Genomic DNA, 19,428 nt, shown 5'->3' on the forward strand with positions numbered 1-19,428 from the left:
AGCTTTCCGGCGAGTACCGCGCCGTTGCCGGTGCGGTTCGTGTCCGCACGATAGCGAGGTGCCGCGAAGTGCCGTTGCTCTCTCATCCGCGGCAGGTTCGACTCTTCGCTACGCCGCCGAAGGATGAGACCATTTCGATGTCTTCGGGGCGGGATCCGGGCCGCACGAGCGCCTTCACCTCGTTCCGACAGGATGTTTCCTACCGTGCCGATCGTCGCCGGCGCCGAGTCCGGGTTCCGGTGACCGTGGCCGCCGGTGTTCGCGCTCCCGGGGCGGAACCGCAGGCGCCGGTGGCACACCCGCAATGACGTAGAGGAGAACAAGGCGTGCGAATCCTCGTCCTCGGGGGCGATGGCTACCTGGGCTGGCCGACCGCTCTGCACCTGTCCGATCACGGCCACGAGGTGGCGGTGGCCGACAACTTCGCCAGGCGCGGCTACGACCACGAGATGGGCGTGCAGAGCCTGGTACCGATCGAGCCGATGCAGTCCCGCGTCGACACTTGGCGGGAGGTATCCGGAAAAGCCATCAAGTCCTACTACGGCGATCTGTGCGATGCCGATTTCACCTACGAGATGGTTCGTGATTTCCGGCCGGACACCATCGTGCACTACGCGGAGCAGCGCGCCGCGCCGTACTCGATGATCGACCGCAAGCACGCGGTCTACACCCAGCAGAACAACGTGGTCGGCAACCTCAACGTGCTGTTCGCGATCCAGGAGATCGACCCCGAGATCCACCTGGTGAAGCTGGGCACGATGGGCGAGTACGGGACGCCGAACATCGACATCGAAGAGGGCTGGCTGGAGGTCACGCACAAGGGGCGGACCGACCGGATGCTGTACCCGAAGAAGCCGGGCTCCTTCTACCACCTCAGCAAGGTGCACGACAGCCACAACATCGAGTTCGCCTGCCGGATCTGGGGGCTTCGCGCGACCGACCTGAACCAGGGCGTGGTCTACGGCCAGGAGACGCCGCAAACCCTGCGCGACCCGCGGCTGGCGACCCGTTTCGATTACGACGCGGTGTTCGGCACGGTGCTGAACCGGTTTGTGATCCAGGCGGTGCTGGGGCACCCGCTGACGGTGTACGGCAGCGGCGGGCAGACCCGCGGGCTGATCGACATCCGGGACACCGTGGAGTGCATCCGGCTGGCCGCGGAGAACCCGGCCGAGCCGGGCGAGTTCCGGGTGTTCAACCAGATGACCGAGAGCTTCTCGGTGGAGGAGATCGCCAAGGTCGTGGCCAACAGCTTCGACGGCGCGGTCGAGGTCGAGTACCTGGACAACCCGCGGGTGGAGCAGTCCGAGCACCACTACAACGTGGTGCACACCGGGCTGGTCGAGCTGGGCCTGCAGCCGCACCTGCTGTCGAACACGCTGATCGAGTCGCTGTTCGGGGTGGCCCAGCAGCACGTCGGCCGGGTCGATCTGGGCGCGATGCGCCCGACCGTGCAGTGGCGGACGGCTTCCAGCCCGCTGCGTTCGGAGAGCTGAGCCGCAGGCTCGGCGGACCGAAGTTCCGCGGATCCGGCGGGTGCCCGTTTCGGGCGCCCGCCGGCTTTTTGCCCGGCCCGGTCGCCGGCGATCACGCCGCCGATTCGGTGCTGTGCTCGAACTGTGCGCCCCAAGGGCTGGAATATTCCAAATTAGGCGTGCACACTGTGAACCAACGCGCCTCGCCGGAACGGCTGCCAACGGTGCGGGGTCGCCGAGGTGGCACCGAGCGAGCCGCGGTTCGCCCATCGCGGGCGGAAACACGATGCGGCCGTGCGACGGCCGCGGTACGGGGAGCGGCGTCCCGGGCGCGAGCACTAGCACCTGTTCGCACCCGGGGCGCCTACCGCGTGTCGGGGGGCTTCCACACGGCCCACAGACCGTAGCCCTTTCGTATGATTCGCGCGATACGGCACGTGGGTAATTCCCGACGCTGCGTGCGTTATGATCAGCTTTTCGGTCCTGGCTTTCTCGCCGGTCCCGGCGGATGCCGCGAGCCGACCGGCCGCACTCGGCCGCTCCAGCGACTCGACCGGCCGGTCACTCGTTCGGCGCAGCGACGCCTGCCGATTCAGCCGACCGGCTCACCGGCCTCGTCCGGAACCTCCTCGCGCCGGTCCCGCACGATCTGGCGCACCGTGAACACCAGCGCCGCCACCCAGGCCAGCACGATCACCGCGTAGATCACCGACGGCGCGGGCAGCTCGAACGCCTTGATCAGCGTGCGGGCGTTGGTGAGCACGATCAGCCCGCCCGCACCGACGCCGATCATCCGCATCGGCACGATCCGCACCAGGTAAGCCGCCAGCGGCGCGGCCACCACGCCACCGACCAGCAGCGCGCCCACCGTCATCCAGGACAGCGGTTCGCCGGCCAGCGAGGTGAGGAACCCGACGCTGGCGGCCATCGCCACCAGGAACTCGCTGGTGTCCACCGAACCGACGATCTTGCGCGGCTCGACCTTGCCGGTGCTCAGCAACGTCGGCGTGGACACCGGGCCCCAACCGCCGCCGCCGGTGGCGTCGACGAAACCCGCCACCAGGCCCAGCGGCGCCAGCAGTTTCGGGCTCACCCCGGTCAATTGGCGCTTGCGCAGCGGGCGCAGCGCGAACCGCAGCAGCACGTAGGCGCCCAGCACCAGCAGGATCGTCGACATCCAGGGCTCGGCCGCCTCGGTCGAAATGTTGCTCAGCGCGGTGGCACCGAGGAACGCCCCGACCGCGCCCGGCACGCCGAGCTGCAGCACGACCTTCCAGTCCACGTTGCCGAACCGCCAGTGCGAGACCCCGGAGGCCACCGACGTGCCGATCTCGGCCAGGTGCACCGAGGCCGAGGCCAGCGCCGGGCTCAGGCCCGCCGTCAGCAGGATCGTCGTGGAGGTCACCCCGTAGGCCATGCCGAGGGAACCGTCGACGAGCTGGGCTATGAACCCGCCGAGCGCGAAGATCAGGAAGGTCTGCACGATCTCTCCGTGGGGTGGCGTTCGGGAAGGCCCCGGCAGTGCCGGATCTTTCGCGGCACGCATCTTTCGGGGCGTGGTGGGACGGGCGCGGACCTCCGCAGCGGCTCTGCCCGGCGCGCGGTGGAGTTCAGGCGCGGCACGCGGCAGGCGCTGCGCGGCGCGGGCAGGGCGCAGGAACGGCCTGGGACTCGGGAGCTACTGGACCCGGTCGAGCGCAGGACGGTTCAGGATGCGCCGACGACACCCGGATGAACAGACGAGCAGCAGATCCACATGCAGGCGTTGCACGAGCACGCCCCACTGGTCACCGCACGTCATGCCCGCCAGTGAACCAGATCGACCCATCGTGCGGCAGCCATGTCCCAAAGTCCGGGAGTCCGGCGGCGTTCGGTCACCGCGCTCGCACACGCCGGAATCTCGATCACCCGGTTCAGCGCCGAGCGCTGTCGGAGGCGATCGTTGCGGGAGCCCGCGGTGCAGGCTGTGGACGGCTCCTCACCGCCTCGCTCACGGCGGCTTCATCGAGGGTTGTGTCGGTCTTGTGCCCAAGACCACTTTCGCCGATCTGACGCCTTGGTCGACGACCCACTCGCAAGATCCATCGTCCTGATCGAATGCGCAGGTCACCGGCGAGTCCGGCGGAGTCCGCCCGCCGCCCCGCGCGGTCGGGCGCGGCTTCGCCGAACGTTCGGCCGCAGCGCCCATTATGCCGTTGACCAGGGAAAAACACTGATCGCGGGCAGGTGGGTGCACGCGGTCGCCGATCTCGGCGGACCCTCGCGGAGGCCGGTTCCCGGAGCGCCTCAAGCTAGATCATCTGCGTAACCTGAAGGTCATCTCTTCCTGTCACTAAATGTGCTCGTGTGAGCCGCGTGCGGCAGGCGTACTTCCTGCTGAAGGGTGATGAATTGCCGCCCTTGGTGACGCTTAGCTACCTTTTTCGCTGGAACGTCACGGTTCGGTCACGAAAAGATCTCGCCCCCGAAGAGGTCACCCGCGTCCCCCGGCGGGAGTGCCCGGACCATCCCCGAAGACGGAAAGGCGATAATGGCCAAGCAAAGCGAGGAGACCGGTCAGACCCCGAAGCCGGCTCTCCGCGAGTCCCTGCTGAACTCGTTCCGCCCCCGGCCCGGGAACAAGTTCCCCATCGGCAACAAGATCGCCGCGGCCGCGGTCGCGGTCGGTGCCTTCGCCGCGATCGGCCAGCCGCTGGCCGCGAACGCGACCGGAGGCGCCGAGGAGCACGCCGTGCGCCCGGTCGCCGAGCAGCAGGCCGCCCCGGTCCACCTGCCCGCGGCGCCCGCCGCGGGTGCGCAGGACGCCGCCAAGCAGCTCGACAAGAGCAAGGCGATCGCCGCGGAGCAGGCCAACCAGGCCCCTGCGCCTGCGGCTCAACCCGCGGCCGCGGCCAAGCCGGCAGCTCCGGCCAAGCCCGCCGCGGCGAAGGCGGACTTCGTCAAGCCCGCCGAAGGCACCCTCAGCTCCGGCTTCGGCACCCGCTGGGGCAGCTCGCACAAGGGCATCGACATCGCCAACAAGATCGGCACCCCGATCAAGAGCGTCGCCGACGGCAAGGTCATCAGCGCCGGTCCGGCCAGCGGTTTCGGCCAGTGGGTGCGGGTGCAGCACAACGACGGCACGATCACCGTCTACGGCCACATCAACACCATCGACGTGAAGACCGGGCAAAAGGTGAACGCAGGCGACAAGATCGCCACTCTTGGCAACAAGGGCAAGTCCACCGGCCCGCACCTGCACTTCGGTGTGCAGAAGGGTGGCACCAAGGTCGACCCGCAGCCCTGGCTGCAGCAGCACGGCATCTCGGTCAAGTGATGCCCGGTTCCGGGCCCGCCGGGCCCGGAACCCCGCAAGCCGGCCGTCCGAGGTCCGAGCTCCTTCCCCCGGCCGGGCCCCGGACGGTCCTTCCAACCGCCTAGGCGCGAACAGCCCCCGTCAGTCCTGTGCGGACTCGGCGGGGGTTCGTTCGCTCTCCATCCGCTCGCGAAGCCACACGAGCGTCCGGGACAGCAGCCGGGACACGTGCATCTGCGAGATGCCGACCTGCTCGGCGATCTGGGTCTGGGTCATCGAGCGGAAGAACCGCATCACCAGGATCCGGCGCTCCCGCTCGTCCAGCTCGGCCAGCAGCGGGCGGATCGTCTCCCGGTTCTCCACCTCGGCCAGCTCGGCGTCGTCCGAGCCGATCGCGTCCCCGAGCGGGATCTCGTCGGTGGCGGTGAGCAGCTCGTCCAGCGAAGCGCTGCGGTAGGCGTTGCCCGCCTCCAGTCCCCGGTAGACGTCGTCCCTGCTGATGCCCAGGTGCTCGGCCAGCTCGCTGGGCGTGGGGGCGCGGCCGAGTTCCTGGGACTGCCGCGCGATCGCCGAGGACACCGACAGGTGCAGCTCCTGCAGCCTGCGCGGCATCCGCACCGCCCAGCCGGTGTCCCGGAAGTGCCTGCGGACCTCACCCATGATCGTCGGAACCGCGTAGGACAGGAAGTCCACGCCGCGTTCGGGATCGAACCGGTCCACCGCGTTGATCAGACCGAGGGTGGCGACCTGGGTGAGGTCCTCCTGGGACTCGCCGCGGTGGCTGAACCGGCGCGCGATGTGCTCGGCCACCGGGAGATGTTCGGTGACCAGCCGGTCCCGCAGTTGTTCGTAGCGGGGGTCTTGCTTACTCACACCCGCGAGTTCGGCGAACAGCGGCGCCAGTTCGTCGTACCGTTGATGTCGCGAGTGCGCAGCGTGATCGGAATCCGCCTGCTTCACTCGTGAGTCCGTCCCTTGGTCAACTCAATGCGAACGACGTGGGCACCGTCGGTGTCCGCGTCCGGTTGCACCGAGGTTGACACAGTGTCGGTGAGTGCGCTCAGGACGCGCCAACTGAACGTGTCCTGCCGCGGTGCCTGAGCGGAATCACTGCGCACCGACGCGGAGACGGTCAATTCGTGGTCCTGGCCCGCGAACCGGCAGACCAGCGGCGCGGACCCGGCCGCGAGCCGCACCAGGGTCGAGCACGCCTCGTCCACGGCCAGCCGCAGGTCGGCGATCGAGTCCACGTCGAAGTCCGCTCGCATGGCCAGATCACCGGTCACCGCGCGCAACACCGACAGCTGGGACGCCTCGGCGGCGACCCGCACCTCCACCACGGAGGAGTCCGGGACCTGCGCGGTCCGTTCGCCGTGTCCGGACTCGGGTGCTGACACTGGCACACCTCTATTCGACCTCGGGGTCCTCGTTCGGGGACCGGTCTCCGGCACCCATGGCCGGGTGCCGGGTGGCTCCCGCCGCGCGTCGGGTTCTGACCTCATCGCCGGCCACCTCGTTCCGTGCCGCGCCGTCCCGGCACGCCAGGTGCCGGTCCGCTTGGTACCGGCGCGCCTCCCGGCGTGCCGTCCGGCCTGTGCCTCCGCGGCTGTGGTCCCGGCCGGGGCGCCCGGGCAGCGGGTGCGCCCGGCCGGCCCGCCGGGACGTCGCGCACTTCATCACTCACAGTCGCCAGGTACCCGCGCCATTGGCCAGACAAACGGGTGTTCCAGGCTCACGTGGGCGTCAGAACAGTGAGGTCCAGAAGCTCCAGAACGCTTGCAGCACCATTACCACGATCGCCAGGTACCAGACCACCAGCACGAGGCTGTGGAACCGGGACAACGCCGCGCCCGCGGACGTGCCCCCGCCCAGGTGGCCGCCGCGCAGCGCGTGCAGCGTCGTGTACCAGAACATCGGGATCACCACGGCCCACACCACCATGCAGTACGGGCACAGCGCGCCGATGTCGTACAGGCTCTGCACGATCAGCCAGTGCACGAACACCACGCCGAGCGTGGTGCCCAGCTGCAGGCCGATCCAGAACCACCGTGGCGCGGCGAACCCGGCCAGCAGCACGACCCCCGCGGTGATCATCACCGGGAACGTGAACAGGCCGATCAGCGGGTTCGGGAACCCGAACAGCGCGGCCTGGGTGCTGTCCATGACCGTGCCGCAGGACACGATCGGATTCATGCTGCAGGACGGGATGTAGGACGGATTGCCCAGCTTGGTGATCTTCTCGACGGTCAGCGCGAACGAGGCCACCAGGCCGATCGCGCCGCCGATCAGGTACAGCCAGCCCAGCCCGGCCTGCCGCGTTGGTGGCTCCGCGGCGGCCGCGGCCGGGTGCGCCTGCTGCGTGGCGGTCATCGCGCCAGCTCCTGGTCGATCCGGGCCCGCAGCTGCTGGGCGACATCAGCGGTGGACTTGCCGGAGCCCTCCCACTTCTGGCCGTTGATGAAGAACGACGGGGTGCCGGAGATGCCGGCCTTCTCCGCGTCGGCCTGGTCGGCAGCGATCCGGTCGCTGGCCGCCTTGGACTCCTTGTCCTGCTTGAACTTGTTCACGTCCAGCCCGATCTGCTGGGCGTACTGGGTGAACATCTGGTTGGCGCGGCCGGTGTCATCGCTGACCTGCTGGCCGTCCGGGGAGACCGCCCATGCGCGGTAGTTGTCGAAGATGGCGTGGTACATCTCCTTGTACTTGCCCTGCATCGCCGCGGCCTCGGCGGACTTGGCCGCTTCCATCGCCAGCGGGTGGGCGTTGGTCAGCGGGTACATCCGGTTCACGAAGTTGATGCGGCCCTTGTACTCCTGCTCGATGTTCTTGGTGACCCCGTTGTAGTACTGGAAGCAGGACGGGCACTGGAAGTCCAGGAACTCGGTCACGGTGACCTTGGCGTCGGGGGCTTCGGTGAGCTTGTGGCTGTCCGGCTTGCTCACCACCTGGCTCATGTCCTGACCCGGCGCGGGGGACTGGCCGCCTGCGGCGTTGTCCCCCTTGCCCGCGGTGAACAGCAGGACCCCGCCGATGATCACGACTGCGGCCACGACCACCACGATGCTCAGGATCGCGTTGGTCGATGGCCCGCTCTTCTTCAGCAACGGGTTGGTTGTCTTCGGCATCGCTTCGTGCACCTTCGCGGTCGGGCGCGGGGCTGGGCTTGCCCCGCATCTGCGGCAGGTCGATATCCAGTCTCACCCACTGACACGAAAGTGTGAGGAAGCGGGTGGTCGGGAAAGGCGCCCCTACCGGGTATACCGCATCCGTGAGCGAGCCCGATCCGACCGAACTGCTCGGCGCCGACCAGCTGCCGCTGCTGCGCTCCTGGTCTGGAACCTGGCTGGAGCCCGAGCTGGCCACCCTGACCGACAGCCGGTTCTCCGACCCGGACTGGCTCTACGAGCGCAAGCTCGACGGCGCCCGGGTGCTGGCCGGGCGCGACGGGGGCGATCCGGTGCTGTGGTCGCGCAACCACAAGCGGGTCGACGCCTCCTACCCGGAGCTGCTGGACGCGCTGGCCGGGCAGGGGGAGCGGTTCGTGGTGGACGGCGAGGTGGTGGCCTTCGACGGCGACCGCACCAGCTTCGCCAAGCTGCAGAACCGGATGCACCTGACCGACCCGCGCGCGGCCCGGCGGACCGGGGTGCGGGTGTTCTACTACCTGTTCGACCTGATCGCGATCGGCGGCGTGGACGTGACCCGGCTGCCGCTGCGCACCCGCAAGCGGCTGTTGTCCGAGTGCTTCGGCTTCGACGACCCGCTGCGCTACAGCGAGCACCGCCGCGGCGACGGGGAGGAGTTCTTCCGGCAGGCGTGCGAACGCGGCTGGGAGGGTCTGATCGCCAAGCGCGCGGACCGGCCCTACCGGGGCGGCCGTTCCCGGGAGTGGCTGAAGTTCAAGTGCGTCTCCGGGCAGGAGTTCGTCATCGGCGGCTTCACCGAGCCGAAAGGCGCGCGCCACGGGTTCGGCGCGCTGCTGGTCGGCTATTTCCAAGGCGACGAGCTGCGCTACGCGGGCAAGGTCGGGACCGGATACGACGAGAAGACCTTGCGCGATCTGCGGGCTCGAATGGAAAGGCTGGAGAAGTCCGAATCACCGTTCGCCGATCGGATCGGGGAACGGGAGGTGCATTGGGTGGCGCCGGAAATGGTCGCGGAGATCGGTTTCTCCGAATGGACCGCGGACGGGCGGTTGCGGCACCCGAGGTTCACCGGGCTGCGCGAGGACAAGCCGGCGACGAGCGTCGTCCGGGAGGACTGATCGTCGCCGGCGCACCGCCGTTCCCACTCATCGCACGACGCTGACCGCCGCGTTCGCCGGCGGCCCGGCAGCGGGCTGAGGTTGGGACCATGCGGCCAGGAGAACGGTCGTCACGACCATCAGCACCGTTCCGACAACCGACACGAAAGTGCGGCTGCTGCTCTGCATGATTCGCGCCCCGCTTTTCTTGGGAGGAGGGAATGATTGCCACGCGGCGCGCCGGAACCGATCAATGCTTTGGCGGCCGACCGGTCTGCTCGTGCTCCGGGCGCGCCCGTCGGCCCGGCGAGCCGATGAGGGACCGGAAGTACTTCGGGGAACCGGACGAACCGCCGGGGACACTGCTGCGAACCCGACCGCCACCAGGACTGTCGTCCGCAGGCGACGATACGTTACGCGGTCGCAATCTTGGTTTTCGGGCTCCGATGCCACCGGTGTGGGTGAGCCCGGCCGAAAGCCCTGCCGCCGGTCGCGACCGAACGCGACGATTCGGTCATTGATCCCAGATTTTCTGCTCGTCGAGGTAGCGAAGCAGCGCCCGCCCGGTGTTGATCGCGTGCTCGTGCATCGCCCACCGCGCGGCTTCGGCGTCCCGGTTGCGCAAGGCGCGCAGGATCTCGCGGTGCTCGGATTCGGTCAGCTCGGTCAGTCCGGGCGTGGCCGCGCCGATCCGCTGCGGCACGTAGCGGGACGCCAGCCGCAGGAACCAGTCCAGCTTGGCGGACTCCGCGACGTCGTGGATCGCGGTGTGGAACCGCTGGTCGAGCTGCACCGCGTCGCCGATGCCGAAGCGGGTGGCGTGCTCCAGCTCCGCCTGCACCGCCTCCAGCGCGTCCAGCTGCGCGATGCTGATCCGCTCGGCGGTGCGGGCGGCCAGCTCGCCCGCCAGCCCGGCCCGCAACCGGTTGGCGTCGGCCACGTCCTGCCGGTTCAGCGGCACGACGGTGAAGCCGCGGCGAGGTTCGAGCTCGACGAACCCTTCGCCGCGCAACGCCAGCAGCGCCTCCCGCACGGGGGTCACGCTGACCCCGATCTCCTCCGCGAGGCGCTCCAGGGGCAGGTGCTGGCCGCGGCGCAGCTTGCCCGTCATGATCCGGTCGCGGATCCGGACGGCCACTTCGTCGGACAGCTGCGGGCGGGGTGCTCTGTGGGGCGCTGGGGGCATTCGCTTTCTCGATCGTCGCCTGCGCCGACCGCCGCGTCGGCTGATTTCCTGGGGCCGGTTGCTCGGGGCCGGGTTCTGGCGGTCAGGCCGTTCACCGTGCATGACCGGTGGTCGTGTGGCACCGGTCACCGCGAACTTGATACCAGGTGGGCCCGACCGGACCGGCCGGTGCCGAACCCGGCCGCGGCAGCCGGCCCGCGGAGCCGGCGAAGCGGCGCGGACGTCGATCGTCGCGCGCGGGTATCGTCGCAGGGCGTGGCCGCAGATCCCGCCCGCCCGCTGCCCGATCCGGGGCACGTCGCGGCGATCACGCATTCGCTCGCCGCGGCCCGGCTCGGGGATGCCGAGCGGCTCGCCCGGCGGTTGATGGGGGCGATCTTCACCGACAACCCGGAGTGGACCGACTACCGCCCGGTCCCGCGGGAGGACCTCTACGACGGCTGCAAGCGCTACCTGGAGCGGGTGCTGCAGATTCTCAGCGGCGAGGTCGGCGGCCCGGACGGCGACGACGTCGCCGCCGCGATCGGGCGCCGCCGCGCCGAGCAGGGCGTGCCGCTGGAGGTCATGCTGCGCACCTTCCGGCTCGGCGGGCGCATCGTGTGGGAGGCGCTGGTCGAGCAGGCGCACGCCGACCGCGCCGACCCGGACGTGGTGCTGGGCGCGGCCACCTCGATGTGGACGGTGATCGACGGGTTGTCCTCGACGCTGTCGACCTCCTACCGCAACACCGAGCTGGAGCGGTTGCGCCGCGACGACCAGCGCAGGCACGCCCTGGTGGAGGACCTGCTCAGCGGCCGCGCGCGGGACACCGCGTTCGCGCAACGCACCGCGAAGGAACTCGACCTGCCGACCGGCGGCCGCTACCTGGTGGTGGTCGCCGAGATGCGCGCCGATGGCAGCTTCGCGCTGGCCGGGCAGAGCGAAGCGTTGGGCGGTGTGCACATCCGCTCGGTGTGGCAAGTGCGCGCGGACACACTCGTCGGGCTCGTCGCCCTGGAGCAGCGCGCTGAGCCGGGCGCGCTGGAGGTGCTGCGCCCGCTGGCCCGCGGCCGGGTGGCGGCGTCACCGCCGGTGAAAGGCCTGGCCGAGGTGGGTCTGGCGCACCAGCTCGCGCTCACCGCGCTGGGCACCGCCTCTTACAACACGCCGCAGCTGGTGTCGCTGGAGCAGCGCTACCCGGAGGCGCTGCTGGTGCAGTCGCCCGACCTGGCGCAGCGGCTGCTGGATTCGCAGCTGGGGCCGGTGCTGGAGCTGCCGGTCAAGGAGCGCGACATGCTGCTGGAGACGCTGTCGGCGTGGCTGGAGGAGAACTGCTCGACGGCCAACGCCGCGGTGCGGCTGCACTGCCACCGCAACACGGTGCTCAACCGGCTGCACCGGATCGGCGCGCTGATCGACCGGCCGCTGCACGGGCGGGCGGCGTACGTGTCGCTGTCGCTGGCGTTGTCGGCACTACACCTGCGGGATGGGCTCCGCGACTGAGCCTCCGGGGCAACTTTTGGCGTTTTTCCGCTATCGGTGTTGACTTTCTGATTTCTCCGCCGTGAACCGCCCTGATCGTCACCGTCGGTGCCGAATCGCGACCTTGTGTGATCAAACCGGGCCGAAATGTGCGCTGTGCACATCGGCCGGTTCCGAAGTCTGGGCGGTCGAGCATGGCGCGCGAGTGTCCGCGCTCACGAGACTCGCGGTGCAACATCCGGGATTCACCCAGCGGCGAAGCACCTGCATCGAGACGGGCTCCGCGCTGGTCCGTGCGGCTCGAAGGAGCACAGCGAAGTGCAGGAATACGACCTCCTTGTGGTGGGCGGCGGCCCCGGCGGGTACGTCGCCGCGATCCGGGCCGCGCAGCGCGGCCTGTCCGTGGCCGTGGTGGAGAAGGAGAAGCCCGGCGGGGTGTGCCTGAACTGGGGCTGCATCCCGACCAAGGCGATGCTGCGCTCCGCCGAGGTCTACGAGACCGTCCTGCACGCCGCCGAGTACGGCGTGCGCGCCGAGAACGTCGCGCTGGACTACGACACCGTCAGCCGCCGCAAGGACAGCGTGGTCAAGGGGCTGACCGACGGGGTCGCGGGCCTGCTCAAGGCCAACGGCGTCAGCGTGCTCATCGGGCACGCCCGGTTCACCGGCCCGACCACCGTGGACGTCTACGCCACCGGTGAGTCCGAGCTCGGCGCGAACGGACCCCGCTACGCCGCCGACCCGGTCGGCGATGCGCCCATCGACCAGGTCCGCGCGAAGGACGTGATCATCGCGACCGGTTCGGTCCCGGTGCAGCTGCCGCTGCCCGGCGCCGACCTGCCCGGCGTGATCACCTCGGACGGCGCGTTCGGCCTGACCGAGGTGCCCGGGCGGCTGCTGGTCATCGGCGGCAGCGCGGTCGGTGCGGAGTGGGCCAGCCTGTTCGGCTCGCTGGGCAGCGAGGTCAGCATCGTCGAGATGCAGTCCACGCTGGTCCCGGCCGAGGACGCCGAGGTCGGCAAGGCGCTGGGCCGCTCGTTCGGCAAGCGCGGCATCAACGTGCTCACCGGCGCCACCGTCTCGAAGATCGAACGTTCCGGGCGCGGCAAGAACTCCGCGCTGAAGGTCACCGTGGACGGCGCCAAGCCCCAGGAGATCGAAGCCGACGTCGTGCTGTTCGGCGTCGGCCGCAAGCCGAACACCGCCGCGCTGGACTTGGACCGCGCCGGTGTGGCGCTGGACCCGCGCGGGTTCGTGCAGGTCGACGACAAGCTGCGCACCAGCGTCGAGCACGTGCACGCGATCGGCGACGTCACCGGCAAGGCGCTGCTCGCGCACGTCGCCTCGCACCAGGGGATCGTGGCCGCCGAGACGATCGCGGGCCACGAGTCGCACATCGACTACGACGTCATCCCGGCCGCGACGTTCACCCACCCCGAGATCGCCAGCGTCGGGCTCACCGAGGCGCAGGCCGCTGAAGCGGGGCACGAGGTCGTCGCCGCGAAGTTCCCGTTCGCCGCGCTGGGCCGCGCGCAGACCTACGGCGACACCGAGGGCTTCATGAAGGTCGTCGCGGGCAAGCAGTACGGCGAGGTGCTGGGCGTGCACGTGTTCGGCCCGTCGGCCAGCGACCTGATCACCGAGGGCGCGCTGGCGATGACGCTGGAGGCGACGCTCGACGAGCTCGCCGAAACCGTCCACGCGCACCCGACGCTCGGCGAGGTCGGCATGGAGGCGGCGATGTCCGCCCTCGGTTTGCCGGTCCACACGGCTCCGCCGAAGAAGCGCTAAGGACGGCCCGAGTCCCGCACCGCGAGCGGCTTCCGCCGCTTACAACGCCCTAGTCCGGCTCCAGTCCCGCACGATTTTCGAAAGGGTTCCGTGATGGCGCAGACCGCGACCCGCAGCAAGCCCGCGACCCGCACCAAGTCCGGCCGCACGCCCGCACGCGCCGCCAAGAGCGGCCCGTTCGGCGGGGAGTCGCACGAGCTGCTGCGCGGCTACTTCCAGCAGATGACGCTGATCCGCCGCTTCGAGGAGCGCGCCGCGCAGGGCTACACCCAGGCCAAGATCGGCGGCTACTGCCACCTAAACCTGGGTGAGGAGGCCACCGTCGTCGGCCTGATGTCGGCGCTGCGCAAGACCGACCTGCTGTTCACCAACTACCGCGAGCACGGCTACGCGATCGCCAAGGGCATCGAGCCGGGCCGGGTGATGGCCGAGCTCTACGGCCGCAGCACCGGCACTTCCAAGGGCTGGGGCGGTTCGATGCACATGTTCGACTCCGACGCCGGGCTGCTCGGCGGCTACGGCATCGTCGGCGGGCAGATCCCGCTGGCCACGGGTGCCGCGATGGCCGTCGACTACCGCGGTGGCGACCAGGTCGTGATGTGCCAGATGGGCGATGGCACCACCAACATCGGCGCGTTCCACGAGGCGCTGAACATCGCCGCGCTGTGGAACCTCCCGGTGGTGTTCGTGGTGGTGAACAACCACATGGGCATGGGCACCACGGTGGACAAGGCTTCGGCGGAGTCGGACCTGTACAAGCGCGCCGCGGCTTACCGGATGCACGGCGAGCGGGTGGACGGCAACAACGTGCTCGAGGTCCGCGACGCGGCCACGAAGCTGGTCGAGCAGGCCCGCGAGTCCGGCACGCCCGCGCTGCTGGAGGCGGTCAGCGACCGGCTCAAGGGCCACTCGGTGGTGGACCCGGGCAAGTACCGCAGCGAGGACTCGGTGCAGCAGGCCCGCGCGAACGACCCGGTGGTGAACTTCCGGGCGAAGCTGATCGATGCAGGCGTGCTCGACGAGGACGCCGCCGCGGAGATCGAGAAGCAGGCGCAGGCCGACGCCGACGCCGCGGTCGCCTTCGCCGACGACAGCCCGCACCCCGAGGTGTCCACGCTGTTCGACTACACCTACGCCACCCCGGTGGCGAACGATTCCCGGCGCCTGCCCGCCGACCCGGTGTTCTGAGCCGCTCACCGCACACCCCGCCACCCGCTCCCGCGCGGCACTCGGCTCGATCGCCGGGTGCCGCCGAGGCGCGGATCCGAAGTCTCAGGAGTTAGTTCCCTTGGCCGTCATGACTTACCGCCAGGCGTTGCACGACACGCTGCGCGACGAGATGCACCGCGACGAAGACGTGTTCCTCATCGGTGAGGAGATCGGTGTCTTCGAGGGCTCTTACAAGATCACCGCCGGGCTGCTGGAAGAGTTCGGCGAGAAGCGGGTGCGCGACACCCCGATCGCCGAGGAGGGCTTCGTCGGCGCAGCGGTCGGTGCGGCGATGCTGGGGCTGCGCCCGGTCGTGGAGCTCATGACGATCAACTTCTCGCTGATCGCGCTGGACCAGATCGTCAACCACGCGGCCAAGATCTACGGCATGTTCGGCGGGCAGACCAGCGTGCCGATGGTGCTGCGCACGCCCGGTGGCGGCGGTCAGCAGCTGGGCGCGACGCACTCGCAGAACATCGAGTTGTACTACGCGTTCGTGCCGGGCTTGAAGGTCGTCGCCCCGAGCACGCCCGCGGACGCGAAGGCGCTGCTGCTGGCGTCGCTGCGGGACGACGATCCGGTGCTGTTCCTGGAGAACCTGGCGCTTTACAACACCAAGGGCGAGGTGCCGGACGACGTCGCGCCCGCGGAGATCGGCAAGGCCGCGGTGACCCGCGAGGGCTCGGACGTGACGATCATCGGCTACTCCCGGATGGCCGGGATCGCCGGGCAGGTGGCCGCGAAGCTGCACGACGAGGAAGGCATCGACGCCGAGGTCGTGGACCTGCGCAGCCTGCGCCCGCTGGACCGGGAGACCGTGGTGAACTCGGTGCGCAAGACCGGGTGCGCGGTGGTGGCCGAGGACGACTGGCTGACCTACGGCATCGGCGCGGAGATCGCCGCGTCCATTTCGGACGGTGCGTTCGACTACCTGGACGCGCCGGTGCGCCGGGTGGCGGCCGCCGAGGTGCCGCTGCCCTACGCCAAGCCGCTGGAGAAGGCCGCGTTGCCGTCGGCCGAGTCGTTGACCACCGCCGTCCGGGAAACCTTGGACGCCGTCGGCGCTCGCCGCTGAGACTTCCCGAGGAATTGCTGATGACTGAGATCCAGATGCCGCGCCTTTCCGACACGATGGAGGAAGGCGTGATCGCCGGCTGGCAGAAGAAGGTCGGCGATCAGATCAAGCGCGGCGAGGTCGTCGCCGAGATCGAGACCGACAAGGCGATCATGGAGCTGGAGGCCTACGACGACGGGGTGCTGGAGAAGGTGCTCGTCGGCGAGGGCACGACGGTTCCGATCGGCACGCCGATCGCGCTGGTCGGGGACGGGTCCGGGGCGGTCGCCGAGGCGGCTGAGCCTGCCGCGCCTGCCGGTGCGCCTGCGGATGCTTCGGCGGAGGCGGCAGCGCCTGCCGGGGAGTCGGGCCCTGCCGCGGAGCCTGCGCCTGCTTCTGCGCCGGAGCCGGTGAACGGCAGCGCGCCGTCGAAGCCGAAGGCGTCGCCGCTGGCGAAGGCGGTGGCCAAGGACCGCGGTGTGGACTTGGCCGGGGTCACCGGAACCGGTCCGGGCGGGCGCATCATCCGCGCCGACATCGACGCCGCGGCCGCCGAACCGGCTGCCGCTCGGTCCGCGGCCGAGCCCGCTCCGGCTCCGGCCGCGCCCGCCCAGCCCGCGACGGCCCCGGTTTCCGGCGCTGGCGAGGACGTCGAGGAGCTGCCGCTGAGCAACGTCCGCAAGGTCACCGCCAAGCGGCTCGCCGAGAGCAAGCAGCAGGCCCCGCACTTCTACCTGACCAGCGCGATCGACGTGACCGACCTGGTGGCGTTCCGCGGCAACCTCAACGAGCGCTTGCAGGCCGCGGGCGGTCCGAAGGTCAGCCTCAACGACCTGGTGGTCAAGGCGGTGGCGACCGCGCTGCGCGCGAACCCCTCGGTCAACGTCTCCTTCGGCGGCGACAAGCTGTTGCAGCACAAGCGGATTCACTTGGGCGTGGCGGTCGCGATCGACGACGGTCTGGTGGTGCCGGTCATCCGGGACACCGACCGCAAGAGCGTTTCGGAGATCGCCACCGAGGGCCGCGAGAAGGCCGGGCGCGCTCGCGAGGGCAAGCTGAAGCTCGACGAGATGTCCGGCGGCACGTTCACCATCTCGAACCTGGGCATGTTCGGCATCGAGCAGTTCTCCGCGGTGATCAACCCGCCGGAGGCGGCGATCCTCGCGGTCGGCGCCGCCAAGGAGGAGCTGCAACTGGTCGATGGGGAAGTGGTGGCCCGCAAGATCCTGCGAGTGACGCTCTCGGCGGACCACCGCGCCATCGACGGCGCCGTCGGCGCGGCCTTCTTGCAGCAGCTCACAGCTCTGCTGGAAGATCCCCTCCGCATCATCGCCTGAGACAGCAGCATTCGAGCGGTCCGTTCACCCCGCGAATCCGGGGTGGACGGACCGTCCGTCCGGTACGTGATTCCTGGGATTCCTTGGGTTCTGCGAACCGTCGCCGCCGCGGAGTGAGCGACGCGCTCGTGCGGGCCGCGATTGAACGCGCCGGTGCCGCGGTTGCGAGTACGCTCGGTCAAGATCGTCGATGATCGAGGGATCGACGGTCGCGGCATGGCCGTTGGCCGTCGTTCCGAAGGGCGAGGCGGGTGCGCCGTCGCCGGAACAAGGAGGAGTTCCGCATGAGTGCCGTTACCGTCGCGGGTCGTTATTTGAACAAGCTCGTCGCGCCGTGCGTGCGGAGGTTTTCGCGGTGGCCCTCGGAGGTCGGCGGTACGGGCATGGTGAACGTTTCCTACCGGGGGCGACGTTCGGGACGCGAGGTCGCACTGGTCGTCGCCGTCCGCCGCACCGAATCCGGCGCCACCATCGACGTGATGCTGCCGGACCAGAAGCGCTGGTGGCGCAATTTCCTGGGACAGCGCAGCCCGATCACTCTCGAAGCCGCGGGTGAACGGCGCACCGGTCAGGCCCTCGCGGTCCGTGACGAGGACGGCAAGGTGCAGGTGCACGTCGACTTCGACTGACCCGCGATCAGCGCGGTGTGGCCGGTGTCCTGCTACGAGCTGTGGGAGGAGTCGCCGGGCGAAGCACTGGAGAACTCCGTCCGGATGGTCGATCCGGACCGAGCCCCAGAGCGACCCCGACCGTCGGCTCGGACAAGCGCTCAGCCGGCTCGGCGACTGCGGATTCCGACCGCGTGCGGGGAATCGTCGAGATCGCCGGGATGCAACCCGAGGCTGAGGATGCGTTCCGGGTGCACCCGGATGATCGGCCCGAACCGGGCCTGGTCCTGCGCGTCGGCCGGCTCGCCGATCGCCTCGGCGTGCCCCCGGATCTCCAGGAAGCGCACCCGCCACGGATCGACCGAGTACACGTCGTCCACCACGAACGCGGCCCGCCCGTTGTCGAGCACGTTGCGGTACTTGCGGCTGCGGCTCATGTCGTAGCCGCCGATGTCGATGCTCCCCAGCGCCCGGTTGACCCCGAACCCCACCGGATTCACCTGCAACGTCCCGTCCGGCTGGCTGGTGGACAACCGCCCGACCCACTGCCCCGTCAGATACTCGAGTTCCTCTTCGCTGAACACCCCGCGAAGCTAAGACTTGGACAAGACTCCAAGTCAAGCCGAGCGGCCGTCGCCGCTTCCGCGCACCTTTCCGGAGTGAAGGACCTCTTCGTCCGATCTAGCGGGGCGAAGGTCCCCATCCCTCGATCCCCGCTTCACCGTTGCGGGTCTTTCTCGGCCAGTGCGCGGCGTTCGGATGCCCATTCGGTGTCGCGCCACTCGGTGGGTAGCTCGGATAGGCACGCGGTTGCGGACTCGCGTGCCGCGGTCGTTTCGCCGAGCGCGTCGAGTACGAATGCGCGCTCGCCGAGGAAGAACGCGGGCACGTACCAATAGCCGCTCTCCGGCAGCTCGTCGGCTTGCGGAAGCCGCGCCACGAGCCGGTCCGCCTGCACCAGCAGCTGCGACGCCTGCCGCCTCTCACCTTGGCACGCAAGGATTTCGGCGCGCTGGAAGTGCAGGTACGTCCGGAGACCGGGGTAGATCCGCTCGTTCCGTGCGGCAGCAGTCGCCAGCGTTGCGGCCTGCCGCGAGTCACCGGAACGCTGGTGCGCGTAAGCCCGGAAGCTCAGAGCCGTCGCCAACCGCACTGGGTCATCGGCTTCCAGCGCGAGCAGCGCTGCCCGCTTCAGGTGATGCAGAGCTCCCGCGAAGTCGTCCTGTGGCAGGTGCAGCCAACCGAGGTACTGGTAGATCTCCGAAACCAGCCCGACGGCCGCACTCCGCACACCGCGCGCAGCGCCCGCCAGTCGCTCGAGCACGTCCCGCTGCCCTGCCACTGCCGGCAACACCGCCGCCGCCGAAGTCCGATCCTCCAGCCGTCGAGCGCCGGCCAGCGCGCCTTCCAACGCGATCAGTGCCGCACCGTCCGGGCGCATTCTTCCGTGCAGGGCAAGGGAAATCCGCTCGGAGTCCGTGCTGCTGAGCACTCCGGCGACGTCCGCGGCAGCCAGCGGACCGCCGGACGGGTGGTCGGTCACACCTCGAAGCGCCCGGACTTGATCACGGTGAGGAAGGTGGCCCACTGGTCGGCAGTGGCGGCGAAGTGACCTGCCGCGCGGTCCTTGGTGTCGCGGACGGCGGCGCCGCCGGAGATACGGCCGACCTCGACGCAGTTGCTCGCGCCGCCGCTACTGCGACTGCTCTTGCGCCATGCTGTCGGATGCTGGTCGCTGTTCATTTCGTCCATCCCGATCACTCGTGCTG

18 protein-coding genes are annotated in these 19,428 nt (G+C 69.7%); 9 read left to right on the forward strand and 9 right to left on the reverse strand.

What is annotated here, in order from left to right; genetic code table 11:
* Positions 1-326 precede the first annotated feature (326 nt).
* The gene (locus tag INP57_RS20280; RefSeq protein ID WP_200071873.1) at positions 327-1,496 is read left to right on the forward strand and encodes an NAD-dependent epimerase/dehydratase family protein; all 1,170 of its coding nucleotides are present in this window, start codon (positions 327-329) and stop codon (positions 1,494-1,496) included.
* Positions 1,497-2,067: 571 nt separating this feature from the next.
* Here the strand turns inward: INP57_RS20280 and INP57_RS20285 are convergent.
* Positions 2,068-2,958, reverse strand: coding sequence for a sulfite exporter TauE/SafE family protein (locus INP57_RS20285; protein ID WP_200071874.1), 891 nt, complete (start codon positions 2,956-2,958; stop codon positions 2,068-2,070).
* 1,047 nt (positions 2,959-4,005) lie between these two features.
* Here INP57_RS20285 and INP57_RS20290 point away from each other — a divergent pair.
* The gene (locus tag INP57_RS20290; protein WP_200071875.1) at positions 4,006-4,791 is read left to right on the forward strand and encodes a M23 family metallopeptidase; all 786 of its coding nucleotides are present in this window, start codon (positions 4,006-4,008) and stop codon (positions 4,789-4,791) included.
* 120 nt (positions 4,792-4,911) lie between these two features.
* Here the strand turns inward: INP57_RS20290 and INP57_RS20295 are convergent, their stop codons facing one another.
* From INP57_RS20295 to INP57_RS20310, 4 genes are all read right to left on the reverse strand, one after another.
* Entirely contained in the window at positions 4,912-5,730 is an 819-nt protein-coding gene (locus INP57_RS20295) for an RNA polymerase sigma factor SigF (protein WP_200071876.1), read from the reverse strand.
* Positions 5,727-6,167 (reverse strand): ATP-binding protein, encoded by a 441-nt coding sequence (locus INP57_RS20300; RefSeq protein ID WP_295149923.1) that lies wholly within the window; start codon positions 6,165-6,167, stop codon positions 5,727-5,729. Before INP57_RS20300 ends, INP57_RS20295 begins: the two co-directional genes overlap by 4 nt.
* Before the next feature lie 346 nt (positions 6,168-6,513).
* Positions 6,514-7,140: a vitamin K epoxide reductase family protein gene (locus INP57_RS20305; protein ID WP_200071877.1), complete on the reverse strand. Its 627-nt coding sequence runs from the start codon at positions 7,138-7,140 to the stop codon at positions 6,514-6,516.
* Positions 7,137-7,895 carry a DsbA family protein gene (locus tag INP57_RS20310; RefSeq protein WP_200071878.1) on the reverse strand — a complete coding sequence of 253 codons (759 nt, stop codon included), beginning with the start codon at positions 7,893-7,895 and terminating at the stop codon, positions 7,137-7,139. Before INP57_RS20310 ends, INP57_RS20305 begins: the two co-directional genes overlap by 4 nt.
* Positions 7,896-8,089: 194 nt before the next feature.
* Between INP57_RS20310 and ligD the strand changes: the two genes are divergently transcribed.
* Entirely contained in the window at positions 8,090-9,034 is a 945-nt protein-coding gene (gene ligD / locus INP57_RS20315; protein ID WP_200072125.1) for a non-homologous end-joining DNA ligase, read from the forward strand.
* 493 nt (positions 9,035-9,527) lie between these two features.
* Here ligD and INP57_RS20320 read toward each other — a convergent pair whose 3' ends face one another.
* Positions 9,528-10,199: a GntR family transcriptional regulator gene (locus INP57_RS20320; RefSeq protein ID WP_200071879.1), complete on the reverse strand. Its 672-nt coding sequence runs from the start codon at positions 10,197-10,199 to the stop codon at positions 9,528-9,530.
* 255 nt (positions 10,200-10,454) lie between these two features.
* Here INP57_RS20320 and INP57_RS20325 point away from each other — a divergent pair, with 255 nt between their 5' ends.
* From INP57_RS20325 to INP57_RS20350, 6 genes are all read left to right on the forward strand, one after another.
* The gene (locus INP57_RS20325) at positions 10,455-11,681 is read left to right on the forward strand and encodes a PucR family transcriptional regulator (RefSeq protein ID WP_307850187.1); all 1,227 of its coding nucleotides are present in this window, start codon (positions 10,455-10,457) and stop codon (positions 11,679-11,681) included.
* 297 nt (positions 11,682-11,978) lie between these two features.
* On the forward strand, positions 11,979-13,451 hold the full coding sequence (gene lpdA, locus INP57_RS20330; RefSeq protein WP_200071880.1) for a dihydrolipoyl dehydrogenase: 1,473 nt from the start codon (positions 11,979-11,981) through the stop codon (positions 13,449-13,451).
* A 93-nt stretch (positions 13,452-13,544) separates the two neighbouring features.
* On the forward strand, positions 13,545-14,639 hold the full coding sequence (gene pdhA, locus INP57_RS20335) for a pyruvate dehydrogenase (acetyl-transferring) E1 component subunit alpha (protein WP_200071881.1): 1,095 nt from the start codon (positions 13,545-13,547) through the stop codon (positions 14,637-14,639).
* A 109-nt stretch (positions 14,640-14,748) separates the two neighbouring features.
* Entirely contained in the window at positions 14,749-15,735 is a 987-nt protein-coding gene (locus INP57_RS20340; protein ID WP_374220962.1) for an alpha-ketoacid dehydrogenase subunit beta, read from the forward strand.
* Positions 15,736-15,755: 20 nt separating this feature from the next.
* A complete protein-coding gene (locus INP57_RS20345) occupies positions 15,756-17,051 on the forward strand; it encodes a dihydrolipoamide acetyltransferase family protein (protein ID WP_233627964.1) in 1,296 nt (431 codons plus the stop codon).
* Between the two features lie 284 nt (positions 17,052-17,335).
* A complete protein-coding gene (locus INP57_RS20350; protein WP_200071883.1) occupies positions 17,336-17,680 on the forward strand; it encodes a hypothetical protein in 345 nt (114 codons plus the stop codon).
* Positions 17,681-17,820: 140 nt separating this feature from the next.
* Here the strand turns inward: INP57_RS20350 and INP57_RS20355 are convergent, their stop codons facing one another.
* The 3 genes from INP57_RS20355 to INP57_RS20365 all read right to left on the reverse strand — a co-directional run bounded on the left by INP57_RS20355 (position 17,821) and on the right by INP57_RS20365 (position 19,411).
* Entirely contained in the window at positions 17,821-18,243 is a 423-nt protein-coding gene (locus INP57_RS20355; RefSeq protein ID WP_200071884.1) for a PPOX class F420-dependent oxidoreductase, read from the reverse strand.
* 134 nt (positions 18,244-18,377) lie between these two features.
* On the reverse strand, positions 18,378-19,202 hold the full coding sequence (locus INP57_RS20360) for an NsdA family TPR-like regulatory protein (RefSeq protein ID WP_200071885.1): 825 nt from the start codon (positions 19,200-19,202) through the stop codon (positions 18,378-18,380).
* Positions 19,199-19,411 carry a DUF397 domain-containing protein gene (locus INP57_RS20365; protein ID WP_374220959.1) on the reverse strand — a complete coding sequence of 71 codons (213 nt, stop codon included), beginning with the start codon at positions 19,409-19,411 and terminating at the stop codon, positions 19,199-19,201. The genes INP57_RS20360 and INP57_RS20365 overlap by 4 nt, the downstream gene beginning before the upstream one ends.
* Positions 19,412-19,428 lie beyond the last annotated feature (17 nt).

The sequence above is a fragment of the Saccharopolyspora galaxeae genome (genome assembly GCF_016526145.1).
Classification (GTDB): Bacteria; Actinomycetota; Actinomycetes; order Mycobacteriales; family Pseudonocardiaceae; genus Saccharopolyspora_C; species Saccharopolyspora_C galaxeae.